This is a genomic window from Candidatus Ozemobacteraceae bacterium, assembly GCA_035373905.1.
GTDB lineage: Bacteria > Muiribacteriota > Ozemobacteria > Ozemobacterales > Ozemobacteraceae > MWAR01.
The window spans coordinates 15,917-41,367 of the sequence record DAOSOK010000040.1; the positions used below are offsets into that span (position 1 = coordinate 15,917).

Below are 25,451 nucleotides of genomic sequence, written 5' to 3' on the forward strand. Positions count from 1 at the left end.
GTCGACTATCGGCGGCCGCGACCTTGATGATATGCTGAGCGACAAGGACGCCCTGGCCGGCGAAATGTGGAGCAGATCAAAGCGTAAGCCGAGGCGTTCGGACTTGCGGTCATCCAGTTCGGCGTCAAGGACCTGATTCTGCCGGGCGACATCCGCGAGCTGATGACCGGGTGGTCGCGGCCCAGAAGGAGGCCGAGGCGAACCAGATCGTGCGGCGCGAGGAGACTGCGGCGACGCGGAGTCGGTGCAACACGGCGAAGATGCACGAACAGAACCCGGTGCTGATGAAGCTGCGCGAACTCGAGGTCCTGGAGCGGGTCGTGAAGGACTCGAAGCTGAACCTGATTCTGGGCGAAAAGGGGCTGACCGAATAGGTTGTGAGCCTGCTGTAGGGAGGATCGCATGAAAAATATATCGATAGAGATAGACGGCTCGGTCGGGGAAGGCGGCGGCCAGATTCTCCGCTCCTCCCTGGCCTTGTCGATGTGCACCGGCACATCGTTCCGCATCGTGAAGATCCGCGCCAACCGCAGGAAGCCGGGCCTGATGCGCCAGCACCTGACGGCTGTTCTGGCGGCCCAGCAGGTCTGCGGCGCCGATGTGGCCGGGGCGAAGATTGGCTCGGAAGAGCTGATCTTCGTTCCAGGGCCGGTCGCGCCGGGCAGTTACCGGTTCGCGGTCGGAACGGCGGGAAGCGCGACGCTCGTGCTCCAGACGGTTCTGCCGCCGCTTCTCTGCGCCTCCGGCCCTTCGGCCCTCCGCCTCGAGGGCGGCACGCATAATGCGTGGGCTCCGCCATACCATTTTCTGGACAAATCCTTCTTCCCGGTGCTTCGTCAAATGGGGGGATGTATCGAAAGCGAGCTGGAGGCGTGGGGGTTCTCCCCGGCCGGCGGCGGCCGGATGCAGGTGAAGGTCGCTCCCGCGGCGGGCGGCCTGCGTTCCGTCGACCTGTGCGAGCGTGGATGCATGGTTCGGGCCGAGATGACGGCGGCCGTGTCCCGCATCCCGCGCGAAATCGCCGAGGACGAATGCAGGCTGGTCCGGGGTGGGGCCGAGTTCCCGGTCGAGGCGTGTCGGATCGAAACCATTGACTCTCTGGGGCCCGGAAATGTGGCGATGCTGGCGATGGAGTTCGAGCGGGGGACCGCCCTGTTCACCGGGTTCGGCGAACTCGGTGTGTCCCGCCGGACGGTGGCGAAGGGCATCTGCGAAGCCGCGAATGCGTTCTACCGCTCCGGTGCCGCCGTCGAGGAACATCTGGCGGATCAACTGCTGATCCCGATGGCGCTGGCGGGCGGAGGCAGCTTCACGACGGTTTCGCCGACGCCACACACGAAGACGAACATCGATATCGTGCGCCGGTTCCTCGACGTGAAGATCCGTTGCGTCGAGCTTCGGAAGGGGCTCTGGCGGATCGAGGCGGGGCCTGCGACCTCCGGAAAGGAGAACGACCATGGAATGGGTGAAGCATAAAACTGAGATCTCGAAAGACGCGCGGGTGCCGGTCAAGTCGTGGTGCCCCGATCCCGAAGCCGAGGCGCTCGCTCAGGCGGCGAACCTGGCGGCCCACCCGGCCGTCGTTTCGCACGTGGCCCTGATGCCCGACTGCCACGTCGGATACGGCATGCCGATCGGCGGTGTCATCGCCTGCCGGGACGCGATCATCCCCAACGCTGTCGGCGTCGATATCGGATGCGGCATGGGCGCCGTGCGTACGACCGCGACGATCGAGCAGGTTCCCGACCTGTCGAGCATCAGGAAAATACTTGAAGCTATAAAATGTCGGATTCCCATCGGCGAAGGCAACGGACACCGGCACCCCCAGGCATGGCACGGGTTCGAGAAGTTCGAAGACGGTCTCGGACGCGGCGGCCGGCCCGGCTGGATGGACGAGACCGGCCTGCACCGCGACCGGCTGAACCTCGGCACGCTCGGCGGCGGCAACCACTTCATCGAGCTTCAGGCCGACACCGACGGCGTCATCTGGATGATGCTGCACTCGGGTTCGCGCAACCTCGGCTACCGCGTGGCAAACTACTACCACCGGCTGGCCCGGAGCCTCAACGAAAAGTGGCGCACCGCGATTCCCTCACCCGATCTGGCGTTCCTGCCGCTCGACGAGAGCGAAGGCGAGGCGTATCTGCGCGACATGAACTTTGCCCTGGCATATGCCCGCGAAAACCGGCGGTGCATGATGGAGGTGTTCAAGGAAGTTCTGTCCCAGCACCTGCCCGGCATCAGGTTCACCCAGGAGATCAACATCCATCACAACTACGCGGCGGTCGAGAACCACTTCGGCCGCGACGTCTGGATACACCGCAAGGGCGCGACCTCGGCCCGGCAGGGCGAGCTCGGAATTATACCTGGCAGTATGGGAACATCGTCCTACATCGTGCGCGGCCTGGGAAACCCCGAGTCGTTCACCTCGTGCTCGCACGGGGCCGGCCGGCGCATGGGCCGCAAGGAGGCCGACCGCCGCCTCACGGTCGAGGAGTGCGACCGGGCGATGGCGGGCATCGTCTACGACCGCTGGCATCGCGCGGGAGGCCGCGGAAGACGTGGCGGCGGGGGTATGCTGGATCTGAGCGAAGCCCCCCAGGCCTACAAGGACATCGACACCGTCATCGCCAACCAGAAAGACCTCGTCGAACCGCTCGTCAAGCTTCGCCCCCTCGGCGTCATCAAGGGCTGACTGGCATTCGCCGAGTAAAAGCGAACCACTAAAACCGCTTCACCACAGAGTCACAGAGACGCAGAGAATTTCACCGCCACAGAACAACCCCTATACACCTGTAGGGGCGGTTCGCGAACCGCCCCTACAACAGGGGACGCCGGTGACAAATGGCAAGGGCGGGTTTGAAACCCGCCTTGTGGCGCAGCGGCCCAGAGAAAAAATCCTGAACAGGTGCATACGGAGTTCTCTTGTCGTAAACTGGCTTTGAGGGGTTGGCGGCCGTGTGCCCCGCGAAAAGCGCCGCCGGCATGAGCCCCGGGAGGATCGCGATGGTTCGATATGCGTTTCGACGGTTTCGCGTGGCTGGCCTGTGCGTTTGTGCCGTTCTGCTCGTCCTGGCTGGCTTGTGCGGGCGGGTGAACGCTCAGGAAACGGCCTCGCCGACTTCATCGCCCGTGGAAGTGACGTTCATCCTGAACGACTCGGTCATCAAGGACAAGTGTCTGCCCGACGTCACGGTCGGCATCGGCGTCAGCGAGACGGGCGAGCTCATGGTCCAGGGCAAAACCGATTCGAGAGGCCGGTTCACGGCCGAACTTCAGCCGGGCCGCTACTACGCCAGTTTCGGGAAGCGGGGCTACATCCCCGTCGCGAACACGGTCGTCGACGTCGAGGCCGACAACCCGATCTGGGTGACGGTGACGCTCTCGATGCTGATGGAAGAGGTCGGCCTCGGGGCCCAGCGCCGCGTGCAGGTCGTGCTGAACTGGGGTTCGGGCGGCTCCGTCGCGAAGGACCTCGACGCGCACATGCTTTGTTCGCGCGCGGGACGCCTCGACCACATCTATTTCGGCGACAAGACCCACGACGACGGCGAGCACAAGGCCTCGCTGGACGTCGACGACACCGACTGGGGCGGGCCCGAAACCATCACGCTGGTCGAGCCGCTTCCAGGCACCTACAGCTACTGGGTCTACAACTACTCCGGCCTTCCGTCGCGCCTCGATGCGTCCGAGGCCACGGTGCGCGTCATCATCAACGACAAGGTGGCCGGCGAGTACCGCCTGGCCCCGGGAACGCCGACCAGAAGCTGGCGCCCGTTCAAATATATCTCCGTCGATCAGGCCGGCAACTCCGAACTGGTCTGGTTTACGCCGGCCGAACTGGCGAGCCGGGCAAACTTCATCTTCCCGGAAGAGGCGCCCTTCGCCAGCTCGGGAGGTGATGAATTCGGTTGGATCACCGTCGTCGTTTCAATGCTGTTCAATCTCGTCTTCATCTATGTCGTCTATTTGATTATCCGGAAGGTGATCCGGGCCAAGGTGACTCCAAAAGAATCCGGGCCCGTCTGAGTCGCTCGATGAAGATCGCCGAAGCCTCTGGTCATCCGATCGTCGCGGCGCCGTCCCCGACCGACGCCGGCTTTCGACAGGCGTATCTGGAACTCGTGTGTCGTCGCGCTCGTCCCTTCCTGTACAGGATATTCCGCCTCCAGCGACCGTTCGCAGGTTCGAACGCGGAAATACGGCCCGGATACGCCGTCGCCACGAAGGCTGTCGAACGAATGATCAGGCGCGAAGGAGCCGGTTTTCTCTGCGGAAGCGACGCCGCCGAAGGTTCCAGACGCTGGGCCGGCTGGCGAAACGCCTGGAGCGAATACCGGGAAGCCCTCTTGCGGAACGGGGATGCGTCGACGCCGGAACGGATGTGGATTCGCGCTGACCGGCTGCGGCAAACGCTGTATTCAGAATGAATATCATAAAGTATATGCAACGAGAGGCGTGTGAACATGGAAATCTCGAAAGAGTATAAGCTGATCTACAGTGGCGAAATCTACGATGCGATCAACCAGTTCACCTTCGACCTGGATTTTTATCGGAAATGGTGCGGCATGAGAAAAGGCCCCATTCTGGAGGTCTGCTCCGGAACGGGAAGACTCACGATCCCCCTGAAGAAGGCCGGCCTGGACATCACGGGGCTCGACCTTTCCGACTCGATGCTCGAGATGGCCCGCGCGAAGGCGTCGGCGGAGAACCTCGACCTGACGTTCCTCAAGGGAGACATGCGAAGCTTCGCACTGGACAATAAATATGGCATCATATTTATACCATTCAATTCGCTGCAGGACATTTCCGCCGTGGATGACGTCGAATCGACTCTCAGGTGTGTCAAGAAACACCTTGCGCCGGGCGGCCTCTTCCTGTTCGACGTGTTCAACCCCAGCATCCATCTGATGGTCGAGCGCGAACGGGAGTCCACGGAAGCCTTCAATTTCACGACCTCCGACGGGAAGCGGATCGTCGTCAGGGAAAAATGCAGGTATCATGCCTCGACCCAGACCAACAAAGTGCGCTGGTATTTCGACATCGAAGGCGTCGAGAGCGTCGAGGAGTTCGGCATGCGGTGCTATTATCCGCTCGAGCTGGAGGTGTTGCTGAAGCACAACGGATTCCGCGTTCTCCACAAGTTCGGCTCCTTCGACGAGGAGCCCTTCGGCGAGGAATCGAAGAAGCAGATATTCGTCTGTTCAGCCGCGGATTGAACGATGGGATGGATTCAGGGGGGGAAAAGCGTATGAACACCTGGCACTCTAAACGTGCGCGCGCCTGGAGATGGTATGTGGTCGTTCTCGCACTTGCCATAAGCATTTTGCGGGGGATTGCCGCAGGCCACGCTTCGGGGCCGTGCGTCGAACTGCCGGAGATGAATGCCTGGTTTCGGTGGAGCCGCGGCTGGATCGGCGGGGATGGCGTTTTCACGATCCCGCTCGACGGGGGGCGAATCCTGTGGCTGTTCAGTGACAGCTTCGTCGGCCGGGTGGCCGAGGGGCAGCGGCGGCGGGTGACGATGGTGCACAACGCCGTCGCGATCCAGAAACACGCCGCGGCGAGGCCGGACATCTTCCTGGGAAAGGCGGCGGACGGCGGCCCCGCGTCGTTCTTCGATCCGCCCGACCGGCGCGGCTACTTCTGGCTGTTTCACGGCGCGACGAACCACCAGGGGCTGTGGCTGTTCCTCATCCAGGTCGAGACGACCGACGCGACGTCGGCGTTCGGCTTCCGGACGATCGGCACCTGGCTCGCCCACGTCGCCAACCCCCACGAACCGCCGCCCGCGTGGCGGGTCTCGATGAGAAAAATACCGTGGGGAATATATCCTTCGGACGATGGCGGGCGTTCGTCGGGCGAGCCCGCTGACGGCGATGCCCGGCGAACCCTGCATTTCGGTTCCTGGGTGACCCGGGTTGGAGACGAACTGTACGTCTACGGCGTCGACGAGCGGCTTGGAAAGCGGGGGATGATCGTCGCGAAGGTTCCCGTTTCCCGCATCGGCCGGTTCGACCGGTGGCGGTTTCTCGGCCCCGACGGCTGGGTGAAGGATTTCCGGGCCTGCCGGACCCTGGCGGATGACATCACCACCGAATACTCGGTCACGCCGATGAAAAACGTGCCTGGAAAGGGCGAGCCTCGCTACCTGCTGATCCAGTCGGCCGGGAACCTTTCGCCGGATATTCTTGCCCGCGAAGGCCCTTCTCCCGTCGGGCCCTGGAGCGAGCCGCGCGTCATCTTCACCTGCCCCGAACCGGCCCGCCGGCAGGAGGTGTTCACATACGCCGCGAAAGCCCATCCCGAGCTTTCCGATGAGGCGGGGACGGTCATTTCCTACGTGGCGAACTCGGTGCAGTTCAAGGACCTCGTCGACCACGCCTGGATCTACTGGCCCAGGTTCATCCGGCTTCCCGCCGAAACCAGGTTTTCCGGCGATTGATGCGGCGGGGAAGTTGTACTATGATGGGGCCGGCCCGGCTGATTTCTGATTGATTCGGAGCGAGGTGCGAGATGACGCAACGGATGTCCATGGAGACCTGGGAAGAGGCGTTCGAGAAAATCTGCGAGGAAAAACTCCAGGAAGAGCCCCTGTATGATTATATTCACCTGTATAAAAAAGGCCTGAGCCCCGAAAAGGCCTTTCTCGCCTACCTGAAGGAAAACCCTGACTACGAGGAGAAAATGCAGGAGCTTCTCGACGAGAAGGAGGAGGCGGAAATCCCGCCGATGGATCCCGCCGAACTCGCCCGGATCCAGGAAAAGGTGAAACTCCGGCAGGAGGCCATGGAACGGCTGAGCCGCTACTGCCCCGAATGCGCCCGCGACATGGCCGGCAAGAAAGTCTGCAAATGCGGCTACAAAAAGAAAAAGACCGGAGCCCTCTGAATCGCACCTGAAAAGATCATCCGCAGATGACGCATGTCGGACGAGATGCCCCGGGCGCCATTTGAGTGTATAATAATTCACATATAATGATGGAGGGGCGGGTTTGAAACCCGCCCCTCCAGGCAATTACGGGATTGTGAAAGGTCAGTCGAGCGAGCGGGTCGAGCCTTCGCCGAAGGTGACGCTGAAGATCCGGTTTTCCTCGACGGCCCTGAGGCTGAAGAAGGTCACGTCGATCTGCGGGTTGACGAGCTTGCCGCCGAGCAGATGCTTCTCGTAGGCCTTGGGCTTCGACTCCTTGAACTCGGCCCAGAGTTTGGTGTCGGTTTTCCCCTTGATGGCGGCGACGGCGTTGCGGATGTTCGGGAACTTCTTCTGCTGAACCGTCGAGATCGTGCTTTCACCGGCATTCGGATCGCCCTTGCTCGAATAGACGGACTGGACGATCACGTCCTTCACGAAGTCGCCCTCGTAGGGGCCGCTGGAAAGGAACGCGGTGACATCCTTCTCGAGGCCGGCAAACACGATGGTCACCGTGTATTTCTTGAAGAAGACGATGCCGTTGGCCACCTTGTGCTTGAAGAGAATCTCGCCTTTTTCCCAGCTCTTGATGAGCCGCTCGATCGTCGTGACCTCGCGATCGAGCGCCTCTTCGCTCTTGCCCTTCACGACCACATACCCGTAGGTCGCGGCGTGCACGGCGCCCGTGACGAAGAGAGCGAGAAGGATGGCAATGATAAGCCTGAAGGGCGATTTCCCGAACATGTATTTTCTCCCTGATGATGAATTTCGTTCAATTGTACGGAAAAATCGCGAAACCCACAAATTTCACGTCGAAATTGCGTGGAATGCGCGTTTTCGGACTCGTCATCTCCCTTCCGAAATTGACATTCCCGGAGGGGGGGATACGTTTACATCAAACGAATGTTTTTCCCGCCCCCGGAGCACAAGAGTGTCCGCGTTTCATTGAGAGGAGTCTTATATGGAAAAACAGATCGGTGTTTGGGTGGACCACAGAAAGGCCGTCATCGTGACGATCTGGGAGGAAAAGGAGACGGTTCAGATCGTTCGTTCGTCGCTCGAGACGACGGGCCATCCCCTGGGCGTTGCGTCTCAATACGGCGGCCAGGACATGCAGGCCGATGACACCCTCCAGAGACATTCGGCCACGTATCTGAAAAAATTCTATGCCGACATTGCATCGTATGTGAAAAATGCAGATTCCATCATGCTGATGGGACCCGGCGAAGCCAAGATCGAACTCCGCAAGAGCCTCGAACGCCGGATGATGGGCGACAGGATCGTCGACGTCATGCCGGCCGACAAACTGACCGAGCGCGAAGTCGTCCTCAAGGTTCGTGCCTACTACGCGAAATCCTGAAGTGTTCGCCCCGGGGCGGGAACTCTTTTGAAGGGGGCCGGCGGGCGAATTGCAGGCCCGGCGGCGTAGGGGCGGATCGTGATCCATCCGTGTTTCCCAATGCCGAATGCCGTTCGCGAAAATTTCGCGGGAAATGGTATAGTGCTTTCCGGGAGTTGTTCGCGGGTTTCTGCTGCCTGCGGAATGCCAGGGAGGAAACGATGACGCATACGGAACATCTGCTGGGCGAGTTCGTGAAGGCACTTGCGTTTGCCGCGGGGAAACACCGGAACCAGCGCCGCAAGGACGCCGAGGCGTCGCCGTATATCAATCACCCCATCGCTCTCGCGGACATTCTCGTCAACGAAGGCGGCGTCACCGACGGCGTCGTTCTCTGCGCCGCCGTTCTGCACGACACGATCGAGGATACGAAGACGACCGTCGAGGAGCTGAAAGAGCAGTTCGGCCACCGCGTGACGTCGATCGTTCTCGAGGTCACCGACGACAAGTCGCTCGACAAGGACGTCCGGAAGCAGAAGCAGATCGAGCATGCCCCGCACATTTCGCGCGAGGCGAAGCTGGTCAAGCTGGCCGACAAAATCTGCAACCTGCGCGACATTCTCGCGTCGCCACCGGCCGGCTGGCCGCCCGAGCGCAAGCAGAAGTATTTCGAGTGGGCTGCGAACGTGGTCGCCGGCCTGCGTGGCGTTCACCCGGGCCTCGAAGCCGTTTTCGACGGCCTGCTTGCCCGACGGAACGAACTGGGGTGACGGGGCCGGCCCCCATCGCCGGAGGCATGAACGATGGAAGGATCACCGAAACCGAATTCCGACCCGGAAAAAGACCTGTTTGCCCGTGACGAACGGGGCCGGACGCCGCTTTTCCGCGCGGCGGAGCAGGGCCTGAAAAAAGAAGTCGAGGAAATGCTCGACAGCCTGAGGGGAACCGGTTTCTGCCCGCCGCGGCTCGGCCTCATCGAGATTCGCGACGCCGACGGTTTCACGGCCGCCGACGCGGCGGAGCGGAACGGCCACGCTGAGATCGCGAAACTGCTGCGCACCGAGGCCGCCCGCATGGAGTTCTTCGAGTAAGGCTTCCCGAGCGGCTTCCGGTGGGATCGAACACTCTTCGCCCTCGAGTCCTGCAGAATGAAAACCAACCGTTCGCCCTGAGCCTGTCGAAGGGCGAGGCTTCTCGTGCTTCGACAGGCTCAGCACGAACGGGAACGTAACATTGGCCCTTGCTTCGCAGGGTTCAGGAAGAGCCCCATTCAGAATTGAATTGGGCTCTTGTAGGGCAGCAAGACCTTCTCTTCGACGGAGACGAGCCGATGGGGAAAGGCGCGGTTCACCGTCCAGACGATGCGCTTGATGCCGGTCCATTCGTTGAAAACGTGGTATTCGACGCGCGCTCGGTCCCCCTCCAGCGTGACGCGTGGCCGGAAGTCGATCGTGCGGCCTTTCTCCGCCTCTTCTTTTTTATACGCTCCCAGAACGCCGTCGAATGTCCGCTGATCGAGAATCGGCAGGAACATGTAGTAGACGGCGTGCCAGTGAATGTAGAACTGCTCCCCGATCAGCACCATGATTGCCAGCTGGAGGAACCCGTCGGGCGTGCCGTCGGCGACAATGCTGCCGAGATACACCGGGTCGTACCGGCTCGCGTCGCCGATAAAATAACGCTTTGGATATATCTTTTTGAATTCGGCGAAGCTGGGAAAGGCCGCCTGGTCTGAAGGCCGCGCATACAGGACGGGATGGCCGCCGAGTTCCTGGTAATCGTAGACGAAGTCGAGGACCTGGCCTGAGGCGATGCCCAGGCGGGGAAACAGCGCCAAGAACTCGTTGGGGTCATACCCGCCCTTGTCGAGCGCCCCGCCCTTCTTTGTGAGAGCCTTCGGCGTCGGCTTTCCGTGCAGCTTCTGCGCTGCTTTCAGGATCTTCACCATCCCATCGAGATCGAGCCCCTCTTCCGCGGAAATCCCGGGAATACAGACCAACTGCAACAGCAGGGTGAAAACCATGAAGAGCCGAAGCCTCATTACGTATCCTCCATTGGCATGGTTCGATGACCGCTCTGTCGTCCGAGCGAAATGCCTTGCGCGATGATACCATGAAGGTTGAGGGAGTCCATTGCCGGGAAGTATTCTGTCCCGCAACGAAAGGAGTATCTGCATGAAAAAGCGGATCGGGATCTGGGTTGACCGGCGGAGGGCCATCATCGTGACGGTCGGGCAGGGGGAGGAGCTGGTGCGGGTCGTCACCTCGCCGCTCGAGGGAGCCGGCGCGCCGAAGGGCCGCTCCCAGCATGGACAGCACGATATCGTGGCCGACGCGGCTCAGTTGAACCAGGAAACGATATATTTGAAGAAATATTATAACGAGATCGTCGACCAGGTGAAGGACGCCGACTATCTGATGCTCATGGGGCCGGGCGAAGCCAGGGTCGAGCTGCGCAACGCCCTCGAACAGCGGTCGCTCGGCTACAAGATTCTCGAAGTGAAGCCCGCCGAAAAAATGACCGACCGCGAGGCCATGCTCGCCGTGCGCGACTACTACGCCGGCCATCAGCTGCCCTGACACACCGAACGGCCGGGCCTCCGTAAAAAATACCAATGTCTATGTAGGGGCGGGTCTCAGCCCCGCCCCTGCGGTCATTTTTGAAACTTGTAGCTATTTGATTGAAGGTGTGGTAACCTTGATACATCACATGATGCGTTTTCAAGCGTTCGTGTGAATGGCCGGAACGAACCGGCCCGCGAAGAGGTCTGACGATCCTTCGCATCCATGGGGCCATCATGGCCCGGACGGCGGCCTGACCGGCGCATCCACCGTTTCTCCCCCTCCGCCGGAGGAGCCGGCGCAATCACGCTTTTGCGGCGCCGGGAAAGGGTTCCATTTATTTCCATGTCTCAGAATTATTCACGCAACAATTTTTCCTCGACCACGACGCACCGCACGAACGACGTTCGCAACCACCAGCCCCGACACCGGGACAACACCGGCCGCCAGCCGGCCGGCCAGGGCCTGCCCACCCGGGCTGAAACGCCGACCGCTTCGCCGACGGCTTCCGTTGCGACTCCCGTCGTGACCGAGTTCGCCGGGTTCGGCCTGTTCCCGGCCCTGAACCAGGGTCTCAAGGACCTCGGCTTCGCGCGTCCGACGCCGATCCAGGCCCAGTCTATTCCGCCGGCCCTGCTGGGCCGCGACGTGCTGGCCTGCGCCATGACGGGAAGCGGCAAAACGGCGGCGTTCATGCTGCCGATCCTGAACCGGCTCCTGCAGGGCGGCGCCGGCCGCACTCGTGCGCTCGTTCTCTCTCCCACCCGCGAGCTGGCCGCCCAGATCGCCGAGCACGCCTCCGAGCTGGCCCGGCATACGGCGCTCCGCATCACGCCCGTCTTCGGCGGCGTCGGCATGGGGCCCCAGCAGGCCGCCTTCGAGCGTGGCGACGAGGTCATCGTCGCCACGCCCGGCCGGCTGCTCGACCATTTTCAGTATGACTACGCGAAGCTCGCCGATCTGAACGTGCTCGTTCTCGACGAGGCCGATCGTATGCTCGACATGGGTTTTCTGCCCGACATCCGGCGCGTGCTGCGGCATCTGCCGGCCACGCCGCGCCAGACGCTGTTCTTCTCGGCCACGATGCCCGCCCCGATCGCCGAGTTGTCGCGCGAGATGCTGAAAAATCCCGTCGCGATCGACATCGAACGGCCCTCGAAGCCCGCGACCGGCATTTCCCAGACCGTCTACCCGGTTTCCTCTGAGCTGAAGTCGAAACTCCTCCTCAAACTGCTCGAAGATCCGAACATCAAAAACGTGCTCGCGTTTACCCGCACCAAGCACCGGGCGAATCGGCTGGCCGACTTCCTCGACAGGAACGGCGTCCCCTGCGCCCGCATCCACGGCAACCGCAGCCAGCAGCAGCGCACCGAGGCTCTCGCCGGATTCAAGAACGGCGAATACCGGGTGCTCGTCGCCACCGACATCGCGGCCCGCGGCATCGACATCGAAGCCCTCTCCCATGTCGTGAACTTCGACGTGCCGCACATCGTCGAGGATTACATCCACCGCATCGGCCGCACGGCCCGCGCCTCAATGGTCGGCGACGCCTGGACGCTGGTCGCCCCCGACGAGGAAAACGACCTCCGTCAGATCGAGCGGCATCTCGCCAAGCGCCTGCCCCGGGCGACGCTCGCCGAGTTCGATTACACCCAGAAGACGAACGAACGGCTGGAAATTCCGCTTGCCGAGCGTATCGCCGCGATCCGGGCCCGCAAGTCCGAGGAGCGTGCCCGCGCCAGGGCCAAGGCCGAGGCGAAGAATGCCCGCATTCTCGCCGAGGAAACCCGCCGGCTCGAGAAGGAGGCGGCCCGCGCAGCTGCCGCTTCACGCCAGCGAATCCAGGCCCCCGCCCGCCGGCCGGCCCAGACCGGGAATCGCGGTCAGTCCCAGGCGGGATGCCAGTCCCGCCCGGCTCCCCGGACGCCGGCCCCCTGGCACGCCGATGACGATCGTGCCGCACCCCGCCGCCGATAACCGATAGCAGTCCCCTGGACGCAGAGGCGCATCACGATGCGCCTCTGTTGCTTTATACGGGAAAACATCTTGACAGGAGAACGAATGTACTCTATATTTGAATTAGAGAACGAACGTTCACCGAGGTGATGGAAATGACGCCAAAGGCCAATGATGGGGCATACCTGAAACGCCTCCAGGATTATTATGCGCGCTTCCGGGGGTTGCCGTCGTATAACCGGTTGAGCGAGCTGCTGGGGCTGGCTTCGCGGTCAGCGGTCAGTAAAGTGCTTCAGCGGCTGAGGCAGGCGGGGTATCTCGAACGCACCCCTGATGACGTCTGGGTGCCGGCGGCGCGGTTCTTCGAGCGGCCCGTGGCCGATGCGTCGGTGCCGGCTGGCCGGCCCGTCTCGATCGCCGAGGCAGGGACCGCGCCGTTCGCGATCGATCAGTATCTGGTGGCGACGCCATCGCGCACCGTCCTGGTGCCTGTTCGGGGCGACTCGATGATCGAGGCTGGCATCTGCGAGGGGGACGTGGCCGTGGTCGAGTGCGAGGCCCGGGCGGCGCCCGGCGACATCGTCGTGGCGGTCGTCGACGGCGAATACACGCTGAAAACGCTCGAGCGCGAAGCTGACCGGTACGTTCTGAAGCCCGCTAACGCCCGGTACGAAACGATCCGCCCGAAGGGACGCCTCGAAATCTTCGGCGTCGTCGTCGGCCTCGTCCGCAAATATCGCAAATAGCCCCAAGCCGGCTGTTTGCCTGGCGGGGCTGGTTTCAAACCCGCCCCGGCGCGAGGCCGGCAAGAAGAAAAGGCTGTGACTGACATGCGGGAAAACCTGAGGATGGTCGAAAACCCTTGGTATACGGGGGAAGTCGCACCTGCCGGAGGGCTGCTCGCGCGGCCGGTGCCGGCGGGTTTTCCATCCCCTGCCGATGATTACGTCGAGGCGCGCATCAGCCTCGACGAGCACCTGGTACGGCATCGCGAGGCGACGTTCTTTCTGCGGGTCGAGGGCGACTCGATGCGGAATCTCGGCATTTTCGACGGCGATCTCCTGGTGGTCGACCGGGCGCTGGTTCCCGTCGACGGAAGCGTGGTCATCGCCGTGGTCGACGGGGCGTTCACCGTCAAACAGCTGTATCGCACGGCCGGCGGCGGCGCGATTCTCAAGGCGGCGAACCCGGCGTATGCCGATATCGCGGTCTCCGCAGATTCCGAACTCGTCGTCTGGGGGGTGGTCAGATGGGCGATTCACCGGGTGTGGCCATGGAACGACGATCCATCGCGCTGATCGACGCGAACAATTTCTACGTCTCCTGCGAGCGGGTGTTCCGACCCGATCTCGAGGGGCGGCCGGTGGTCGTGCTGTCGAACAACGACGGCTGCATCGTGTCGCGATCGGCCGAGGCGAAGGCGATCGGCGTGCCGATGGGCGCGCCGTGGCATCAACAGAGCGTTCTGGCGCGCGAGCACGGCATCATCGCGTTGTCGAGCAATTACGCCCTGTATGCCGACATGTCGAACCGGTTCATGCGGCTGCTGGCTCGATTCAGTCCCCGCCAGGAAGTCTACTCGATCGACGAGTGTTTTCTCGACCTTGGCGACGTTCGGGGCCAACCGGCCGGTGAGGCGGTGCGGGTGGGGCATCGCATCCTCTCGCTGATACGGCGCCAGGTGGGACTGCCGGTGTGCGTCGGCGTCGGGCCGACCAAGACGCTGGCGAAGCTCGCCAACCGCATCGCCAAAAAGTTTCCCGAATGGCGGGGCGTCTGCGATCTTGGCCCGATGCCCGACGACGAGCGCGATGGGCTGATGGCGCGCGTTCCCGTCGACGACGTCTGGGGCGTCGGGTACAGATTCGCGATCCGGCTTCTCGCGATCGGCATCCGCACGGCTCTCGATCTTCGGCGTGCCGACCAGATTTTCATCAGGTCGCGGTTCAACGTCGTCCTCGCGCGCACGGTGGCCGAACTGAACGGTGTGCCCTGCATTGGCCTCGAAGAGGGGGCACCGCCGAAGCAACAGATCATCTCCTCCCGCTCCTTCGGGGTGCCGATTCGAGACGTTGTTTCTCTCGAAGAGTCGATCGTGGCCTACACGACGCGGGCGGCCGAAAAACTGCGCCGCCAGGCATCGGTGGCCGGCCTGGTGACGGTGTTCCTGACGACGAACCGGTTCCATGAGAGCGAAGAGCAGTATCATGCATCGCATACCGTCGCCCTGCCCGAGCCTTCCGACGATACCCGTCGGCTGGCGGCCGCGGCGGTCGGGGCGTTGCGGGCCATCTACAGGCCGGGGTTCGCCTATCACAAGACCGGCATCTTCCTTGGCGAGATTCACGGCCGCGACATCCGCCAGCCGCCTCTGTTCTTCTCGACCACAGACGCCGAGCGCGAACGGGGCCGCGCCCTCATGACGGCGATCGACGCGGTGAACGCCGCATACGGCCGAGGTGCCGTCCGGTTCCTGGGCGAAGGGACCTCCAGACCATGGAAACTCCGGTCGCAGTTCCGCTCGCCGAAGTATACGACCAGCCTCGCGGATATTCCGGTCGCACGGGCGGCCTGACGCGAAATACAGAAAAATTTCATTGTAGCTGCCAATATGATATACTGAACTCCACACCCCCCCTGCAAAGGGATGAAAAGTGAGCAGGAGCGTGAGAACGGACACCCCCGAACCCGGGCAATGCGCGCGGGCACTCGAGGCCAGCGAGGCGAAATATCGTACGCTTTTCGAGACGATCCGCGATGCGGCGTTCGTCGCCGACGGTACGACGGGCAGGATTCTCGAGGCAAACCGCCAGGCACAGAACATGCTGGGCTGGTCTCTCGATGAGTTCCGTACGAAAACATATCTTGACGTCCTGGTTCCCGCCTCGCGAGAAGAAGGAAAACGCCTGTTCGAGCTCGACAACGAGGAAATAGCCGGAAAGACCTACGAGCTGACCCTTCAGCATCGCGACGGGACATCCGTTCCGGTTCAAGGTTCGACGATGCTGTATATCGACGAAGCCGGCCGACGCCTGTCGTTCGGGGTTTTTCACGACCTGCGGGAACGGCGGAGCAAGGAGGCCGCTCTTCATCGCGAGGAGGCCCGTCTCGAGGCTGTTCTGAAACTGAACCAGATGCCGGCCATGAGGTTCGACGCCCTTGCCGAGTTCGCCCTCGAGGAAGCCGTGCGACTGACATTCAGTACCTACGGATTTCTCGCGCTGCTGAGCGCCGACGGCGCCACGGCCTCTCTGTACTGCCTCTCGAAATCCGCCCTGCGCGACTGCCGGATGCCGGTTTTGCCGACGCAGCTGAACGTGAAAATGTCCGGTGTCAGGGCCGAGGCGATCCGTCTGCGCAAACCCATGCTGCTGAACGGTCTTCCCGGCGACGGAACCGGAGACCTCTCGATTCCGGAGGGCCATGTCCCGATCAATCGCCTTCTCCTGGTGCCGATTCTCGATCGCGAGAATGTCGTCCTGCTCGCCGGCGCGGCGAACAAGGAAACCCCGTACGACGATTCCGACGTGAGGCAGCTGACGCTGCTGATGTCCGAGTTGTGGTGCGTGTATACCCGCAGGAAGGCCGAGGAGGAAGGACGGCAGCTCGAGAGCCAGATGAAACACGTGCAGAAGCTCGAAAGCCTGGGCGTTCTCGCGGGCGGCATCGCGCACGATTTCAATAATATATTGATGGCAATATTAGGGCACGTCGACCTGGTCAGGATGTCTCTGCCGTCCGAGCACGAGATACAGGGGCACCTCGAGCCGATCGTCACGGCGTCGAAGCGCGCCGCCGAGCTGTGCCGGCAGATGCTTGCCTACGCCGGCAAGAGCTACACCGAGCGAAAGAAACTCCAGCTGAACGACCTGATCCGGGAAATGTCGAAGATCATCGAGGTCAGTGTCTCGAAAAAGGCCGTGGTCGATTGCAGACTCGGAGACGGCCTTCCCGAGATTGAAGCCGATCCGGCGCAGGTGCGTCAGGTGTTGCTGAACCTCCTGACGAACGCGTCCGAATCGCTCGAGAACAAGCCAGGAACGATCATCATCCAGACAAAGGAGATGGAGTGCGACCAGGCGTTTCTTGCAGGCATATCCCTCGAAAAAAATGCACGGGAGGGCCGCTACGTCGCCCTGGAGATATCCGACACCGGCTGCGGCATGGATCCGTCGATCCAGGAGCGCATGTTCGACCCGTTCTTCACGACCAAGTTTACGGGGCGCGGCCTGGGCCTGGCGGCCGTCCTCGGCATCGTGCGGGGCCATCACGGCGCGATACGCGTCTACAGCAAGCCGGGCAACGGGACGACGTTTTGCGTCTTCTTTCCCGCCGTGGGTCACGGCGCTCCCGCCCCGCGGCCGAAGTGCGATATTTCGGCGTGGCGCAGCACGGGGACGATCCTGCTGGCAGACGACGAGGCCGAGATCCGCAGCGTGGCCTCGATGATGCTGTCGTATTACGGTTTCAAGGTCATCACCGCGAAAGACGGCAGGGAGGCGGTCGAGCTCTGCAGACGACATGGCGCCGAGCTGACCGCCGTGATGCTGGATCTGACGATGCCTCACCTCGACGGATACGAAGTGCATCTCCAGGTGAAAAATCAGTTTCCCCGGCTGCCGGTCATCCTGATGAGCGGCTACACCGAGGGCGAGAGCACCAGGCAGTTCGCGGACGACGGCCTGGCAGGCTTCCTCCAGAAACCCTTCGAGATCCGCTCCCTGGGGGAAAAACTCCGATCGATCCTGGAACCCTGACCGGTACCGGAACGACACCGGGATATCGTGTCTGACAGTGTCTCCAAGCCATGGGCCATTGCACGATGACTGACGCATCGAAGCGGACGATCATGCATATCGACATGGACGCGTTCTATGCGTCGGTCGAACAGCTCGACTGCCCGGAAATCCGCGGCAAGCCGATCGTCGTGGGCGGCACCCATCGCAGCGTCGTTTCGGCGGCTTCCTACGAAGCCCGGAAGTTCGGCATCCATTCGGCGATGCCGATGACCCAGGCGCTGAGGCTTTGCCCGCACGCGATCGTGCGGCCGGTCCGCATGTCGCGGTACCAGCAGATATCGGGCACGATCATGGCGTTTCTCGAGACGCTTTCGCTGCTCGTCGAACCGATGTCGTGCGATGAGGCGTATGTCGACATCACCGGCACCGAGCGGCTGTTCGGTCCCCCGGAGAAGCTCGCGATGCATGCCAAGGCGCGCATTCGCGAGTTGACCGGCGGCCTGACCTGCTCGGCCGGCATCGCCCCGGTCCGGTTTCTCGCAAAAATAGCATCTGATATGCGAAAGCCGGACGGCCTCGTGGTGATCGAACCGGACCAGGTCGTGGGGGTTCTCACGCCGCTTCCGATCGGCAGGCTGCCGGGCGTCGGCAGCCACACGGAGGAGGCGCTGAAGCGGCTCGGCATCCGTACCGTCGGCGACGTTCGGCGATACCCGCTGGAATGGTGGCGGAAACGATCGGGAAGCGGAGGCGTCGGGCTGTGGGAGATGGCGCACGGCATCGACGCCACCCCGGTCGTTCCCGACGGCGAGCCGAAATCGAGCAGCGCCGAGGATACGCTCGACAGCGACACGTTCGATCGCGACGAGCTCGGCCTCTGGATCAGGCGGCAGGCGGAGAGCGTCGCGGAAGACCTTCGGCGGCACGGGTATTTCGGCCGGACGGTTCGGCTCAAGATCAAATTTTCGGATTTCACGCAGATCACCCGCCAGGTCACCCTGCCGGAAGCCTCACAGAGCACGAAGCTGCTGACCGATACCGCCCTGGAGCTTCTTGCCGCCGAGGAACTGCCGAAGCCGGTACGATTGATCGGCGTGGGCATGGCCCATCTGACACGCGAGCCGCGTCAGCCGACCCTCTTCGGCGATGACGAACTTGCGCGGCTCGAAGCGCTCGATCACGCGGTCGACGCCGTCCGCCAGAAGTTCGGCCGGGCCGCCGTCCGTCGCGGCGGCCGCGAACCGGATGCCGGCGGTTAATCCGCACCGCCTTGGGGAAAATCCGTCTTCAGGTGGCGTCGCGATAGCGGGTGGCGTATGCTTGCGTGAGCACGGCGAATTTCGCTGAAGATGGCGCGATCTGAGCGGTTCGCATTCAATCATCACCCTCCGGGAGGCAATTCATGATCAACAGTCGTCGTTTGCGTGCTTCGAGATGGTTTGTCATTCTGATGGCGGCGGTCCTGGCATGGTCGGGATGCGGGACGGCCGATGCCGCCGATGATCCGCGGCCGGCCGACGTAAAGCAGGTGGCCGCCGGCGTCAATGCCTTGGGCCTGAAACTGCTGTCCAGCCTTTCCGCCGCCGCCCCGGGCAATCTGTTCTTCTCGCCGTTCAGCATTCACATTGCCTTCGCCATGCCGTTCGCCGGCGCTGCTGGCGAGACTCGTGCGGAGCTGGCGAAGACGTTCGCGTATCCGGTCGACGGCCAGGGAGCGCTTGCCGGCTTGTACGGCGATTTCATAAGGAGTTTTCCGGGATTCGGCGGCACGCCCGCTCCCGCCGATTACAAGCTGTCGGTGGCGAACGCCATCTGGGCCCACAAGCCGTATCCCTTCGCCTCGACATACCTCGATCTCATAAAGACGACGTTCGCCAGCGAGATTCGACTGGTCGATTTCGCGGCGGATTATCTGAAGACCCGGCTTGAGATCAACGCGTGGGTCGAGGCCCAGACGCAGAACCTGATCAAAGATCTGATTCCGGAAGGTATTCTCAACACCCTGACAAGGCTGGTTCTCGTGAACGCCGTGTATTTCAAGGGAACCTGGGTCGCCGAATTCCCGAAGGATGCGACGGCCGATGCCTCGTTCTTCGTCGACGGGAAAACGGAAACGAAGGTGCCGATGATGCGCCAGACCGGAGAGTTCCGGTATGCCGATGGTGACGCGTTCCAGGCGCTGCGGCTTCCGTACAAGGGCGATACGCTTGCCATGTACGTGTTTCTCCCGAAGGAGTGCGACGGCATCTCAAAGCTGGAGACCGCTCTTGCTGAGAAACCCTTCGCCGAGTGGCTGAGCGGCTTCGACGAGATGGACGTGCGCGTGTCGCTTCCGAAATTCAAGATGGAAAGCGGCTGCTCGCTTGTCGAAGCTCTCCGCGGCCTTGGTGTGAATCTCGCGTTCGACGAACAGAGCGCAGACTTTTCCGGGATGCTCGATGCCGAAAAGGCGAAGAGCGAGCCGGGGTTGTTCATTTCCGCCGCCCTTCACAAGGCGTTCGTGAAGGTCGACGAGGAAGGCACCGAGGCGGCCGCGGCGACGGCCGTGGTGATGCAGACCAAGAGCGTGAAGCCGAAGCCCATCGAGTTCAAGGCCGACCACCCCTTCCTGTTCTTCATCGTCCACGAGCCGACCACGGCGGTTCTTTTCCTGGGCCGGATGAGTTCTCCGGAACTGTAAGCGGGTGAAACGGCAGGGCGTTTCCGCCCTGCCGGCCCCGGAACATGCATGGTCTGCTCGTGCCGGCTCGGGAATATCGGTCCGGTGGACGTTTGATATCAGGGCCTCTTTTCCCGCGGAAGGCCGGCGACGGGAGCGGGCGCCGCCTGCCGCCTCCGGGTCAGGCCCGCAGGGCCCGGCGGATGAAAGGCTTGAGGTTGTCGGACCGCAACGGGGCGATGCAGGCCAACTCTTCGCCCTCCGCATGACCGGGGTTTCTCGTCACGAAGAAGGCGACGTCGGGGTCCTGGAGCCGCTCGTCATGGAGGTCGGCGACCCCGGCCCGAAGCGGCGTCGGCTCGGCGAGACGGATGATTCCCCGGTCTGGCAGATACCGTCGTCCGAACCGGAGGCTGCCGAGATGGTCGAGAATTTTCTGCAGGTCGGGGGGCGTCGGCCGGTCGAACCGGGGAAAATATTCCTGGAAGAATACCGGCAGGAACCGGTACGTCTTGTACCCGCTCGAAATCAGGAACCAGTAGAGCTCCTCGATGCCTGCTTCCTCGATCATGCTCAGCATGAATCGGCCCCAGACGCGGGGCAGTTCGAGGCTACCCCAGAAATCCGGCCGGATGATGGTATCCCCGCTGAACAGAGCCCGGATGGCCCGCCCTTCGACCTCGGTCCGCATCAGGGCGAGGGAGGTGAAGCCGCGCAGGGTGCCAGTCGCGTCATGAAGGAGGATCGCCCAGTCTTTCGCGGCCAGGTCGGCCATGAATGAGGCGCGCCCGACGACGTAGGCCTCGTTCATCAGGTCGAACATGGCCGAACGCAGCCCGGCGTCGAGATTGGCGACGGGAACAACCTTCCCATTCAGTGCCTTGTCGCGGTCGTTTCGGCTCATCGTATACTTAGTGAAACAGAAACGCTGCGGCCCTTGCAGGCCGGGACTGTTCGTTCACCCTTCGCCTCCGGCGCTCATGCCGAGGGGCAGGCCGAACTTCTCGTCGACCTCGCGGCGGCCGTAGTAATTCTGCGTGAGGAACAGGGCGAGCGTCGCCAGGCTTCGGGCGTTGGTTTTCAGATCGAGTCCGCGATGGATGATGGAGCGCCACGAGTAGAAGCGCCGCCGCCAGTCGCGGCAGGCTTCGGCCAGCCCTTCCGGGGAAAAGCCGGTCGGGACGAAGGGCACCTGGCCGAACCGGAAGTTCGGGTCGAGCCACCACGCGGGCGACGTCAGACGTCCCTCGGCCTGCAGTTTCGCGTAGAGCTGAGTGCCGGGGAACGGCACCAGGTGGTTGAACGCCGCCAGGAAAAAACGATGCTTCCGAATGAACCGGAACGTCGGCGGGAAGGAACGCACGTCGTCGCCGTCGATGCCGAACAGGAACGTTGCATAGATGCAGATATTTTTCTCGCGAAGCAGCGCGAGCGCGCGTTCGTAGCCTTCGATGGAAACGTTGCACTGCTTGTTCAGACGCTGCATGAGATCGGGCCGGAGCGACTCGAACCCGATCAGAACGCCGATGCAGCCCGACTCGGCCATGGCGTTCACCAGTTTGGGATTGGCGGCGGCGTTGACGCTGATCTGGCTCACCCACTGGATTCCGAGGGGCTTCAGCGCCGCGCACAGGTCGAAGGCCGCTTGGATATTAGCTGCGATATTATCGTCGATGAGAAAGACGATCTTCTGCCCGCTCCGCCGGATGTCCTCGACCACATCGGCGGGCGGCCGGAAGTAATGCCGGCTTTCGGTGAACGCGGTGATGGAGCAAAAGGTGCACCGGAACCGGCAGCCGCGCGAAAACTCGACGAGGGCGAGCGGCAGGTAGCCCTTGTGGGCGTAGACCTCCCGCCGCGGATACAGGCCGTTCCAGGAAAAGTCGAACGTCCCGTCATACCGCCGCCCGAGACGGCCGGCCTGGAAATCCTCGAGAACGCGCCCCCAGACGCCCTCGGCAGGTCCCGTCACCACCGCGTCGGCGTGTTCCATCACCTCGTCGGTCCAGAGGGTGGCGTGGTATCCGCCCATCACGACCTTGACCCCGCGCCGGCGATACTCGTCCGCGATCTGGTAGGCGCGTCGCGCCGTGTAGGTCTCGACCGTGATGCCCACGAGATCGGCGGGCCGGCTCGCGTCGACGGGCTCCACCCGGTCGTCCTGGACCGAGATCTCCCAGTCGCGCGGCGTGAGGGCCGCCAGCACCGCCAGCACCAGCGGCTCCATCTGCCAGGTGGCGATGTAGCGCTGGTCGGGCTTGCGCCCGATCGAGGGCATGATCAGGGTCAGCTTCATGCCCTGGGAATGCCCTCCTGGACGTCATCGAACAGGACGCGGTCCGACATGTCGCGCAGTCGTTGGGCATACGAACGGTAGCCGAGATTGAACGCGATGGCGTAGCCGGTGGACGTCCGCGAGCCGAGCAGGCGCCGGGCGATCGACGGAAGCCGGTACGCGTGTTCCCAGGCCCAGTGCAGGCCTTCCCGGATCTGCTCCACGGTCATCCCCTTGGGCTGGACGACGATGTGCTCGACGTCATAAAGGGTCCAGTCCCGCGTCAGGATGCGGTTCTCGGCATCGAGCTTGCGGTAGGCCGCGGTGTTGGGGAACGGCGTGTAGGTCGAGAATCGCGGCAGATCGACGTGGGCGCGGTCGCAGAAGTCGACCGTCCGCCTGAAGATGTCGGGTTTGTCGTCGTCGAGGCCGAACACGAAACAGGCCTGCACGCCCATGCCGTGATCGTGCATGCGCTTGACGAGGTCGATGTAGAAATCGACCGAGTTGTGGTCCTTGCCGATCGAGCCGATCGACATCTGGTTGATCGACTCGAAGCCGATCAGCAGACCCTTGCAGCCGCTGTCCCCGACGATGCGCAGAAGCTCGGGGTCCTTGCCGATCTTGGTGGTCGAGAGGCCGAACCACTTTTTCTTCAGCGTGCCGATCGCGCGGAAGAGCTGCTTGGCGTGGTCGGGGTCTTCCATCGGACTCGGGTCGACCAGGACGAACTCGTTGCCGGGCATGTCGGCGAGCTCGGCCACCACCTCGTCGATCGGCCGCTTGTAGAAGTTGTTTCCCCACGTGGCCGGGATCGAGCAGAAGTCGCACTCGTTCAGACAGCCGCGCGTCGCCCAGATTGTATTCGTGGTGATATACCCTTCCTTTCGCAGCAGGTCGCGCCGGGGGCGGACATATTTCACCAGCGACGGGCTCTGGAAATCCGTGTACCGCTTCTGCATCGCGCCCTGCTTGAAATCGCGCAGAAGCTGGGGCCAGCTTCGCTCGCCGAACCCGACCACGACGCAGTCGGCGTGCTGCTGGGCTTCGTCCGGGCAGAGGGTCGCATGGACCCCGCCGATGACGACGGGAACGCCGCGGCGTCGGAAGTGATCGGCGATCGCGTAGCCGCGCATGCAGGTTCCCGTCAGGATCGTCATGGCCACCAGGTCGGGCCGCGACTCGAAATCGACGAGCTGAACGCCTTCATCCGCCAGCTCGATCTCGACGTCGAGGTCCTGGGGAACGAGCGCCGCCAGCGTCGTGAGCGTCAGCGGGGCGTACCGAAGCGACTTGGGGAACGAGCCCACGCGGAACCGGTGGATGGTCCCGCTGGGCTGGATCAGAAGCAGTTTCATTCGGATCTCCGTATCGAGGTCAGAGCGCGTTCTTGCCGCGCCCGCTGAAGATGAAGACCATCTTCCCGTCGGGATTGCGCTCGCAGGCGAGGTTCTCGAGCACCGGCGTGAAGGGGAACCCCTTGCGCAGGTTTTCCGACGCGCGGCGCAGGAAGAAGTTGATGCCCTGCTCGCCGACGAACTTGGATAGGTCGGAGGCGATGCCGTCGTCGACGACCAGCAGGACATCGCGGAAGGTGACGTGCCCGTCCTTGGGGGCCAGGACTCCCAGGGCCTTCACCGACACGAGGCCGGTGACGTCGGTGCCCTGCAGGTAGATGAGGTTACGCGAGCCGGTGTTCTTGAACTCGATGGCCTTCTCGTTGAGGGCCGTCTTGGCGTTGAGCACGCCGACTTCCTCGTTGCCTTCGATCTCCTTGAGAATGGTGGAGATGCCGTCGGCCTTCGTGAAGGTCATCTTCCAGGTCTGGCCGGGGGCCATCGTGCCCATCTCGTAAGCGGCGTTTCCTGATTTGGGCATGACGTTGAGCTGCTCCTCGTCCTGGACGCAGCGGTACCGCTTGAAATGCGCGTCGCCGAGAACGTCGTCGACGGCGGTGGCCTCGGAGTTGTCGAGCGCCGCGAGCGGCACGTCGGCGAAGTCGAGCTCGCCTTCGAGCACCGCGAAGCCGTTCGGGGCGACGAAACCCTGCACGAACACATGGATGTCGCACAGGTCGTCCTTCTTGAGGGTGACCTTGACGCCCATCTTGCCGGGCTCGGGAACGATCGTCTTGAGCTTGGCCAGCAGATTGCTTTGGCGGCCGGCGGAGAGCTTCGCGGGCTGGCCGTCCTCGGCCATGACGTCGACGGTGATGCCCTTGTCGGCGCCGGTGCGGAGGATGCTGGCATGGGCTTTTTTGATCTTGTCCTGCAGCCGCTTGCGCTGGTTCTCGAGCTTGCCGCGGTCGACGGTGTCCTCGTCGGGAAGGCTGGGATCGAGATAGCGCTCGATGCTGCCGACCATCTCCTCGATCTGCTTTTTCAGATCGGGATCGGTGATCTCCTGCTGGGCCTTGGTGAACTGGAGGCGTTTGTGCGTCTTCTCGAGCAGGACTTCGAACATCTTGCGCGCGGAAGCGCGGGCCTTGAACTGCTGGGCCGATTTGACGACCTCCTTGAAGGGCGTCAGATCGTGATCTTTCTCGATCTTTTCCCGCAGGTGCTCGTCGATGATCTTCACTTTTTCCAGGAACGCTTCATCCTGGACTCCCTTGGAACTCTGGCTGTAGGCGGTGATCATGTCGGCGATCATGTCCTTCACATCCTCGGCGGATGCCGGAACCGCGAAGGCCATGCTGAAAACGAACAGGCCGGCCAGAACGAACAGACGATGGCGCATATTCTCTCCCTCTCCCGATAGATTCTGGTTTCAGGGCCTTTCAGGCTAGCACGGGCTCTTGCGGGGGAGCAACAAGGCAAAGCGATTTCTTGTGTCCTGCGAAAATGCAAGTCACCCGTTCGTCCTGAGTCTGTCGACGGGGGCGATGGGTTCTCGTGCTTCGACAGGCTCAGCACGAACGGGAACGCAAAATGCGCGTTTGTTCATGCAGGAATCCTCACTTTGATATGACCGATGAAGATCGGTACGTGTAATTGATTTGCTGGAAGGA

25 protein-coding genes are annotated in these 25,451 nt (G+C 62.7%); 19 read left to right on the forward strand and 6 right to left on the reverse strand.

The genetic code is table 11. The features are described from left to right. Window positions 1-170: 170 nt before the first annotated feature. From PLU72_16835 to PLU72_16870, 8 genes are all read left to right on the forward strand, one after another. Window positions 171-374, forward strand: coding sequence for a hypothetical protein (locus tag PLU72_16835; protein HOT29845.1), 204 nt, complete (start codon window positions 171-173; stop codon window positions 372-374). A 28-nt stretch (window positions 375-402) separates the two neighbouring features. Further along, window positions 403-1,476, forward strand: a complete 1,074-nt coding sequence (gene rtcA / locus PLU72_16840; protein HOT29846.1) for an RNA 3'-terminal phosphate cyclase — start codon at window positions 403-405, stop codon at window positions 1,474-1,476. Beyond that, window positions 1,457-2,695 (forward strand): RtcB family protein, encoded by a 1,239-nt coding sequence (locus tag PLU72_16845; GenBank protein ID HOT29847.1) that lies wholly within the window; start codon window positions 1,457-1,459, stop codon window positions 2,693-2,695. The genes rtcA and PLU72_16845 overlap by 20 nt, the downstream gene beginning before the upstream one ends. A gap of 311 nt (window positions 2,696-3,006) precedes the next feature. Continuing rightward, window positions 3,007-4,029 (forward strand): hypothetical protein, encoded by a 1,023-nt coding sequence (locus tag PLU72_16850; protein ID HOT29848.1) that lies wholly within the window; start codon window positions 3,007-3,009, stop codon window positions 4,027-4,029. Between the two features lie 8 nt (window positions 4,030-4,037). Next, window positions 4,038-4,430 carry a hypothetical protein gene (locus PLU72_16855; protein ID HOT29849.1) on the forward strand — a complete coding sequence of 131 codons (393 nt, stop codon included), beginning with the start codon at window positions 4,038-4,040 and terminating at the stop codon, window positions 4,428-4,430. A gap of 36 nt (window positions 4,431-4,466) precedes the next feature. After that, window positions 4,467-5,219, forward strand: a complete 753-nt coding sequence (locus tag PLU72_16860) for a class I SAM-dependent methyltransferase (GenBank protein HOT29850.1) — start codon at window positions 4,467-4,469, stop codon at window positions 5,217-5,219. Window positions 5,220-5,251: 32 nt separating this feature from the next. Beyond that, on the forward strand, window positions 5,252-6,445 hold the full coding sequence (locus tag PLU72_16865) for a hypothetical protein (protein ID HOT29851.1): 1,194 nt from the start codon (window positions 5,252-5,254) through the stop codon (window positions 6,443-6,445). 71 nt (window positions 6,446-6,516) lie between these two features. Further along, window positions 6,517-6,891, forward strand: coding sequence for a hypothetical protein (locus PLU72_16870; GenBank protein HOT29852.1), 375 nt, complete (start codon window positions 6,517-6,519; stop codon window positions 6,889-6,891). 144 nt (window positions 6,892-7,035) lie between these two features. On the opposite strand, the gene PLU72_16875 is transcribed toward PLU72_16870, so the two are convergent. Beyond that, window positions 7,036-7,656, reverse strand: a complete 621-nt coding sequence (locus PLU72_16875; protein HOT29853.1) for a hypothetical protein — start codon at window positions 7,654-7,656, stop codon at window positions 7,036-7,038. Between the two features lie 217 nt (window positions 7,657-7,873). Here PLU72_16875 and PLU72_16880 point away from each other — a divergent pair, with 217 nt between their 5' ends. The 3 genes from PLU72_16880 (at window position 7,874) to PLU72_16890 (ending at window position 9,342) form a co-directional block, all read left to right on the forward strand. After that, window positions 7,874-8,272, forward strand: coding sequence for a hypothetical protein (locus PLU72_16880; GenBank protein HOT29854.1), 399 nt, complete (start codon window positions 7,874-7,876; stop codon window positions 8,270-8,272). Window positions 8,273-8,493: 221 nt separating this feature from the next. Then, window positions 8,494-9,021 carry an HD domain-containing protein gene (locus PLU72_16885; protein HOT29855.1) on the forward strand — a complete coding sequence of 176 codons (528 nt, stop codon included), beginning with the start codon at window positions 8,494-8,496 and terminating at the stop codon, window positions 9,019-9,021. 33 nt (window positions 9,022-9,054) lie between these two features. Then, window positions 9,055-9,342, forward strand: coding sequence for an ankyrin repeat domain-containing protein (locus tag PLU72_16890; protein ID HOT29856.1), 288 nt, complete (start codon window positions 9,055-9,057; stop codon window positions 9,340-9,342). Between the two features lie 179 nt (window positions 9,343-9,521). Here PLU72_16890 and PLU72_16895 read toward each other — a convergent pair whose 3' ends face one another. Continuing rightward, window positions 9,522-10,292, reverse strand: coding sequence for a hypothetical protein (locus tag PLU72_16895; protein ID HOT29857.1), 771 nt, complete (start codon window positions 10,290-10,292; stop codon window positions 9,522-9,524). Between the two features lie 133 nt (window positions 10,293-10,425). Between PLU72_16895 and PLU72_16900 the strand changes: the two genes are divergently transcribed. The 8 genes from PLU72_16900 to PLU72_16935 all read left to right on the forward strand — a co-directional run bounded on the left by PLU72_16900 (window position 10,426) and on the right by PLU72_16935 (window position 20,187). Next, window positions 10,426-10,830 carry a hypothetical protein gene (locus PLU72_16900; protein HOT29858.1) on the forward strand — a complete coding sequence of 135 codons (405 nt, stop codon included), beginning with the start codon at window positions 10,426-10,428 and terminating at the stop codon, window positions 10,828-10,830. A 327-nt stretch (window positions 10,831-11,157) separates the two neighbouring features. Beyond that, window positions 11,158-12,789: a DEAD/DEAH box helicase gene (locus PLU72_16905; protein HOT29859.1), complete on the forward strand. Its 1,632-nt coding sequence runs from the start codon at window positions 11,158-11,160 to the stop codon at window positions 12,787-12,789. Window positions 12,790-12,923: 134 nt separating this feature from the next. Continuing rightward, window positions 12,924-13,514 (forward strand): S24 family peptidase, encoded by a 591-nt coding sequence (locus tag PLU72_16910; GenBank protein HOT29860.1) that lies wholly within the window; start codon window positions 12,924-12,926, stop codon window positions 13,512-13,514. Between the two features lie 102 nt (window positions 13,515-13,616). Next, window positions 13,617-14,066: a translesion error-prone DNA polymerase V autoproteolytic subunit gene (umuD, locus tag PLU72_16915; protein ID HOT29861.1), complete on the forward strand. Its 450-nt coding sequence runs from the start codon at window positions 13,617-13,619 to the stop codon at window positions 14,064-14,066. Then, window positions 14,042-15,343: a Y-family DNA polymerase gene (locus PLU72_16920; protein HOT29862.1), complete on the forward strand. Its 1,302-nt coding sequence runs from the start codon at window positions 14,042-14,044 to the stop codon at window positions 15,341-15,343. The genes umuD and PLU72_16920 overlap by 25 nt, the downstream gene beginning before the upstream one ends. Window positions 15,344-15,434: 91 nt before the next feature. Then, complete coding sequence (locus tag PLU72_16925; GenBank protein HOT29863.1) at window positions 15,435-17,525, forward strand: response regulator; 2,091 nt, start codon at window positions 15,435-15,437, stop codon at window positions 17,523-17,525. 65 nt (window positions 17,526-17,590) lie between these two features. Next, entirely contained in the window at window positions 17,591-18,766 is a 1,176-nt protein-coding gene (gene dinB / locus PLU72_16930; protein ID HOT29864.1) for a DNA polymerase IV, read from the forward strand. A 143-nt stretch (window positions 18,767-18,909) separates the two neighbouring features. Continuing rightward, window positions 18,910-20,187, forward strand: a complete 1,278-nt coding sequence (locus tag PLU72_16935) for a serpin family protein (protein ID HOT29865.1) — start codon at window positions 18,910-18,912, stop codon at window positions 20,185-20,187. A 160-nt stretch (window positions 20,188-20,347) separates the two neighbouring features. Here PLU72_16935 and PLU72_16940 read toward each other — a convergent pair whose 3' ends face one another. Genes PLU72_16940 through PLU72_16955 form a run of 4 tightly spaced genes read right to left on the reverse strand, consistent with a single transcriptional unit; the run spans window position 20,348 to window position 25,180 of the window. Continuing rightward, the gene (locus PLU72_16940) at window positions 20,348-21,070 is read right to left on the reverse strand and encodes a hypothetical protein (protein HOT29866.1); all 723 of its coding nucleotides are present in this window, start codon (window positions 21,068-21,070) and stop codon (window positions 20,348-20,350) included. A 54-nt stretch (window positions 21,071-21,124) separates the two neighbouring features. Beyond that, window positions 21,125-22,462 carry a radical SAM protein gene (locus tag PLU72_16945; GenBank protein ID HOT29867.1) on the reverse strand — a complete coding sequence of 446 codons (1,338 nt, stop codon included), beginning with the start codon at window positions 22,460-22,462 and terminating at the stop codon, window positions 21,125-21,127. Beyond that, window positions 22,459-23,799 (reverse strand): radical SAM protein, encoded by a 1,341-nt coding sequence (locus PLU72_16950; GenBank protein ID HOT29868.1) that lies wholly within the window; start codon window positions 23,797-23,799, stop codon window positions 22,459-22,461. The genes PLU72_16945 and PLU72_16950 overlap by 4 nt, the downstream gene beginning before the upstream one ends. Window positions 23,800-23,818: 19 nt before the next feature. Beyond that, window positions 23,819-25,180: a hypothetical protein gene (locus tag PLU72_16955; GenBank protein ID HOT29869.1), complete on the reverse strand. Its 1,362-nt coding sequence runs from the start codon at window positions 25,178-25,180 to the stop codon at window positions 23,819-23,821. Window positions 25,181-25,451: the final 271 nt, after the last annotated feature.

Excerpts from the sequence above, each read along its gene's own strand:
- PLU72_16855 (HOT29849.1), top strand. The coding sequence starts at position 4,038 with ATGAAGATCGCCGAAGCCTCTGGTCATCCGATCGTCGCGGCGCCGTCC.
- PLU72_16890 (HOT29856.1), top strand. The coding sequence starts at position 9,055 with ATGGAAGGATCACCGAAACCGAATTCCGACCCGGAAAAAGACCTGTTT.
- PLU72_16940 (HOT29866.1), bottom strand. The coding sequence starts at position 21,070 with ATGAGCCGAAACGACCGCGACAAGGCACTGAATGGGAAGGTTGTTCCC.
- umuD (HOT29861.1), top strand. The coding sequence starts at position 13,617 with ATGGTCGAAAACCCTTGGTATACGGGGGAAGTCGCACCTGCCGGAGGG.
- PLU72_16875 (HOT29853.1), bottom strand. The coding sequence starts at position 7,656 with ATGTTCGGGAAATCGCCCTTCAGGCTTATCATTGCCATCCTTCTCGCT.
- PLU72_16845 (HOT29847.1), top strand. The coding sequence starts at position 1,457 with ATGGAATGGGTGAAGCATAAAACTGAGATCTCGAAAGACGCGCGGGTG.
- dinB (HOT29864.1), top strand. The coding sequence starts at position 17,591 with ATGACTGACGCATCGAAGCGGACGATCATGCATATCGACATGGACGCG.
- PLU72_16945 (HOT29867.1), bottom strand. The coding sequence starts at position 22,462 with ATGAAGCTGACCCTGATCATGCCCTCGATCGGGCGCAAGCCCGACCAG.
- PLU72_16900 (HOT29858.1), top strand. The coding sequence starts at position 10,426 with ATGAAAAAGCGGATCGGGATCTGGGTTGACCGGCGGAGGGCCATCATC.
- PLU72_16880 (HOT29854.1), top strand. The coding sequence starts at position 7,874 with ATGGAAAAACAGATCGGTGTTTGGGTGGACCACAGAAAGGCCGTCATC.
- PLU72_16850 (HOT29848.1), top strand. The coding sequence starts at position 3,007 with ATGGTTCGATATGCGTTTCGACGGTTTCGCGTGGCTGGCCTGTGCGTT.
- PLU72_16920 (HOT29862.1), top strand. The coding sequence starts at position 14,042 with ATGGAACGACGATCCATCGCGCTGATCGACGCGAACAATTTCTACGTC.
- PLU72_16865 (HOT29851.1), top strand. The coding sequence starts at position 5,252 with ATGAACACCTGGCACTCTAAACGTGCGCGCGCCTGGAGATGGTATGTG.
- PLU72_16955 (HOT29869.1), bottom strand. The coding sequence starts at position 25,180 with ATGCGCCATCGTCTGTTCGTTCTGGCCGGCCTGTTCGTTTTCAGCATG.
- PLU72_16895 (HOT29857.1), bottom strand. The coding sequence starts at position 10,292 with ATGAGGCTTCGGCTCTTCATGGTTTTCACCCTGCTGTTGCAGTTGGTC.
- PLU72_16950 (HOT29868.1), bottom strand. The coding sequence starts at position 23,799 with ATGAAACTGCTTCTGATCCAGCCCAGCGGGACCATCCACCGGTTCCGC.
- PLU72_16860 (HOT29850.1), top strand. The coding sequence starts at position 4,467 with ATGGAAATCTCGAAAGAGTATAAGCTGATCTACAGTGGCGAAATCTAC.
- PLU72_16935 (HOT29865.1), top strand. The coding sequence starts at position 18,910 with ATGATCAACAGTCGTCGTTTGCGTGCTTCGAGATGGTTTGTCATTCTG.
- PLU72_16870 (HOT29852.1), top strand. The coding sequence starts at position 6,517 with ATGACGCAACGGATGTCCATGGAGACCTGGGAAGAGGCGTTCGAGAAA.
- PLU72_16905 (HOT29859.1), top strand. The coding sequence starts at position 11,158 with ATGTCTCAGAATTATTCACGCAACAATTTTTCCTCGACCACGACGCAC.
- PLU72_16910 (HOT29860.1), top strand. The coding sequence starts at position 12,924 with ATGACGCCAAAGGCCAATGATGGGGCATACCTGAAACGCCTCCAGGAT.
- rtcA (HOT29846.1), top strand. The coding sequence starts at position 403 with ATGAAAAATATATCGATAGAGATAGACGGCTCGGTCGGGGAAGGCGGC.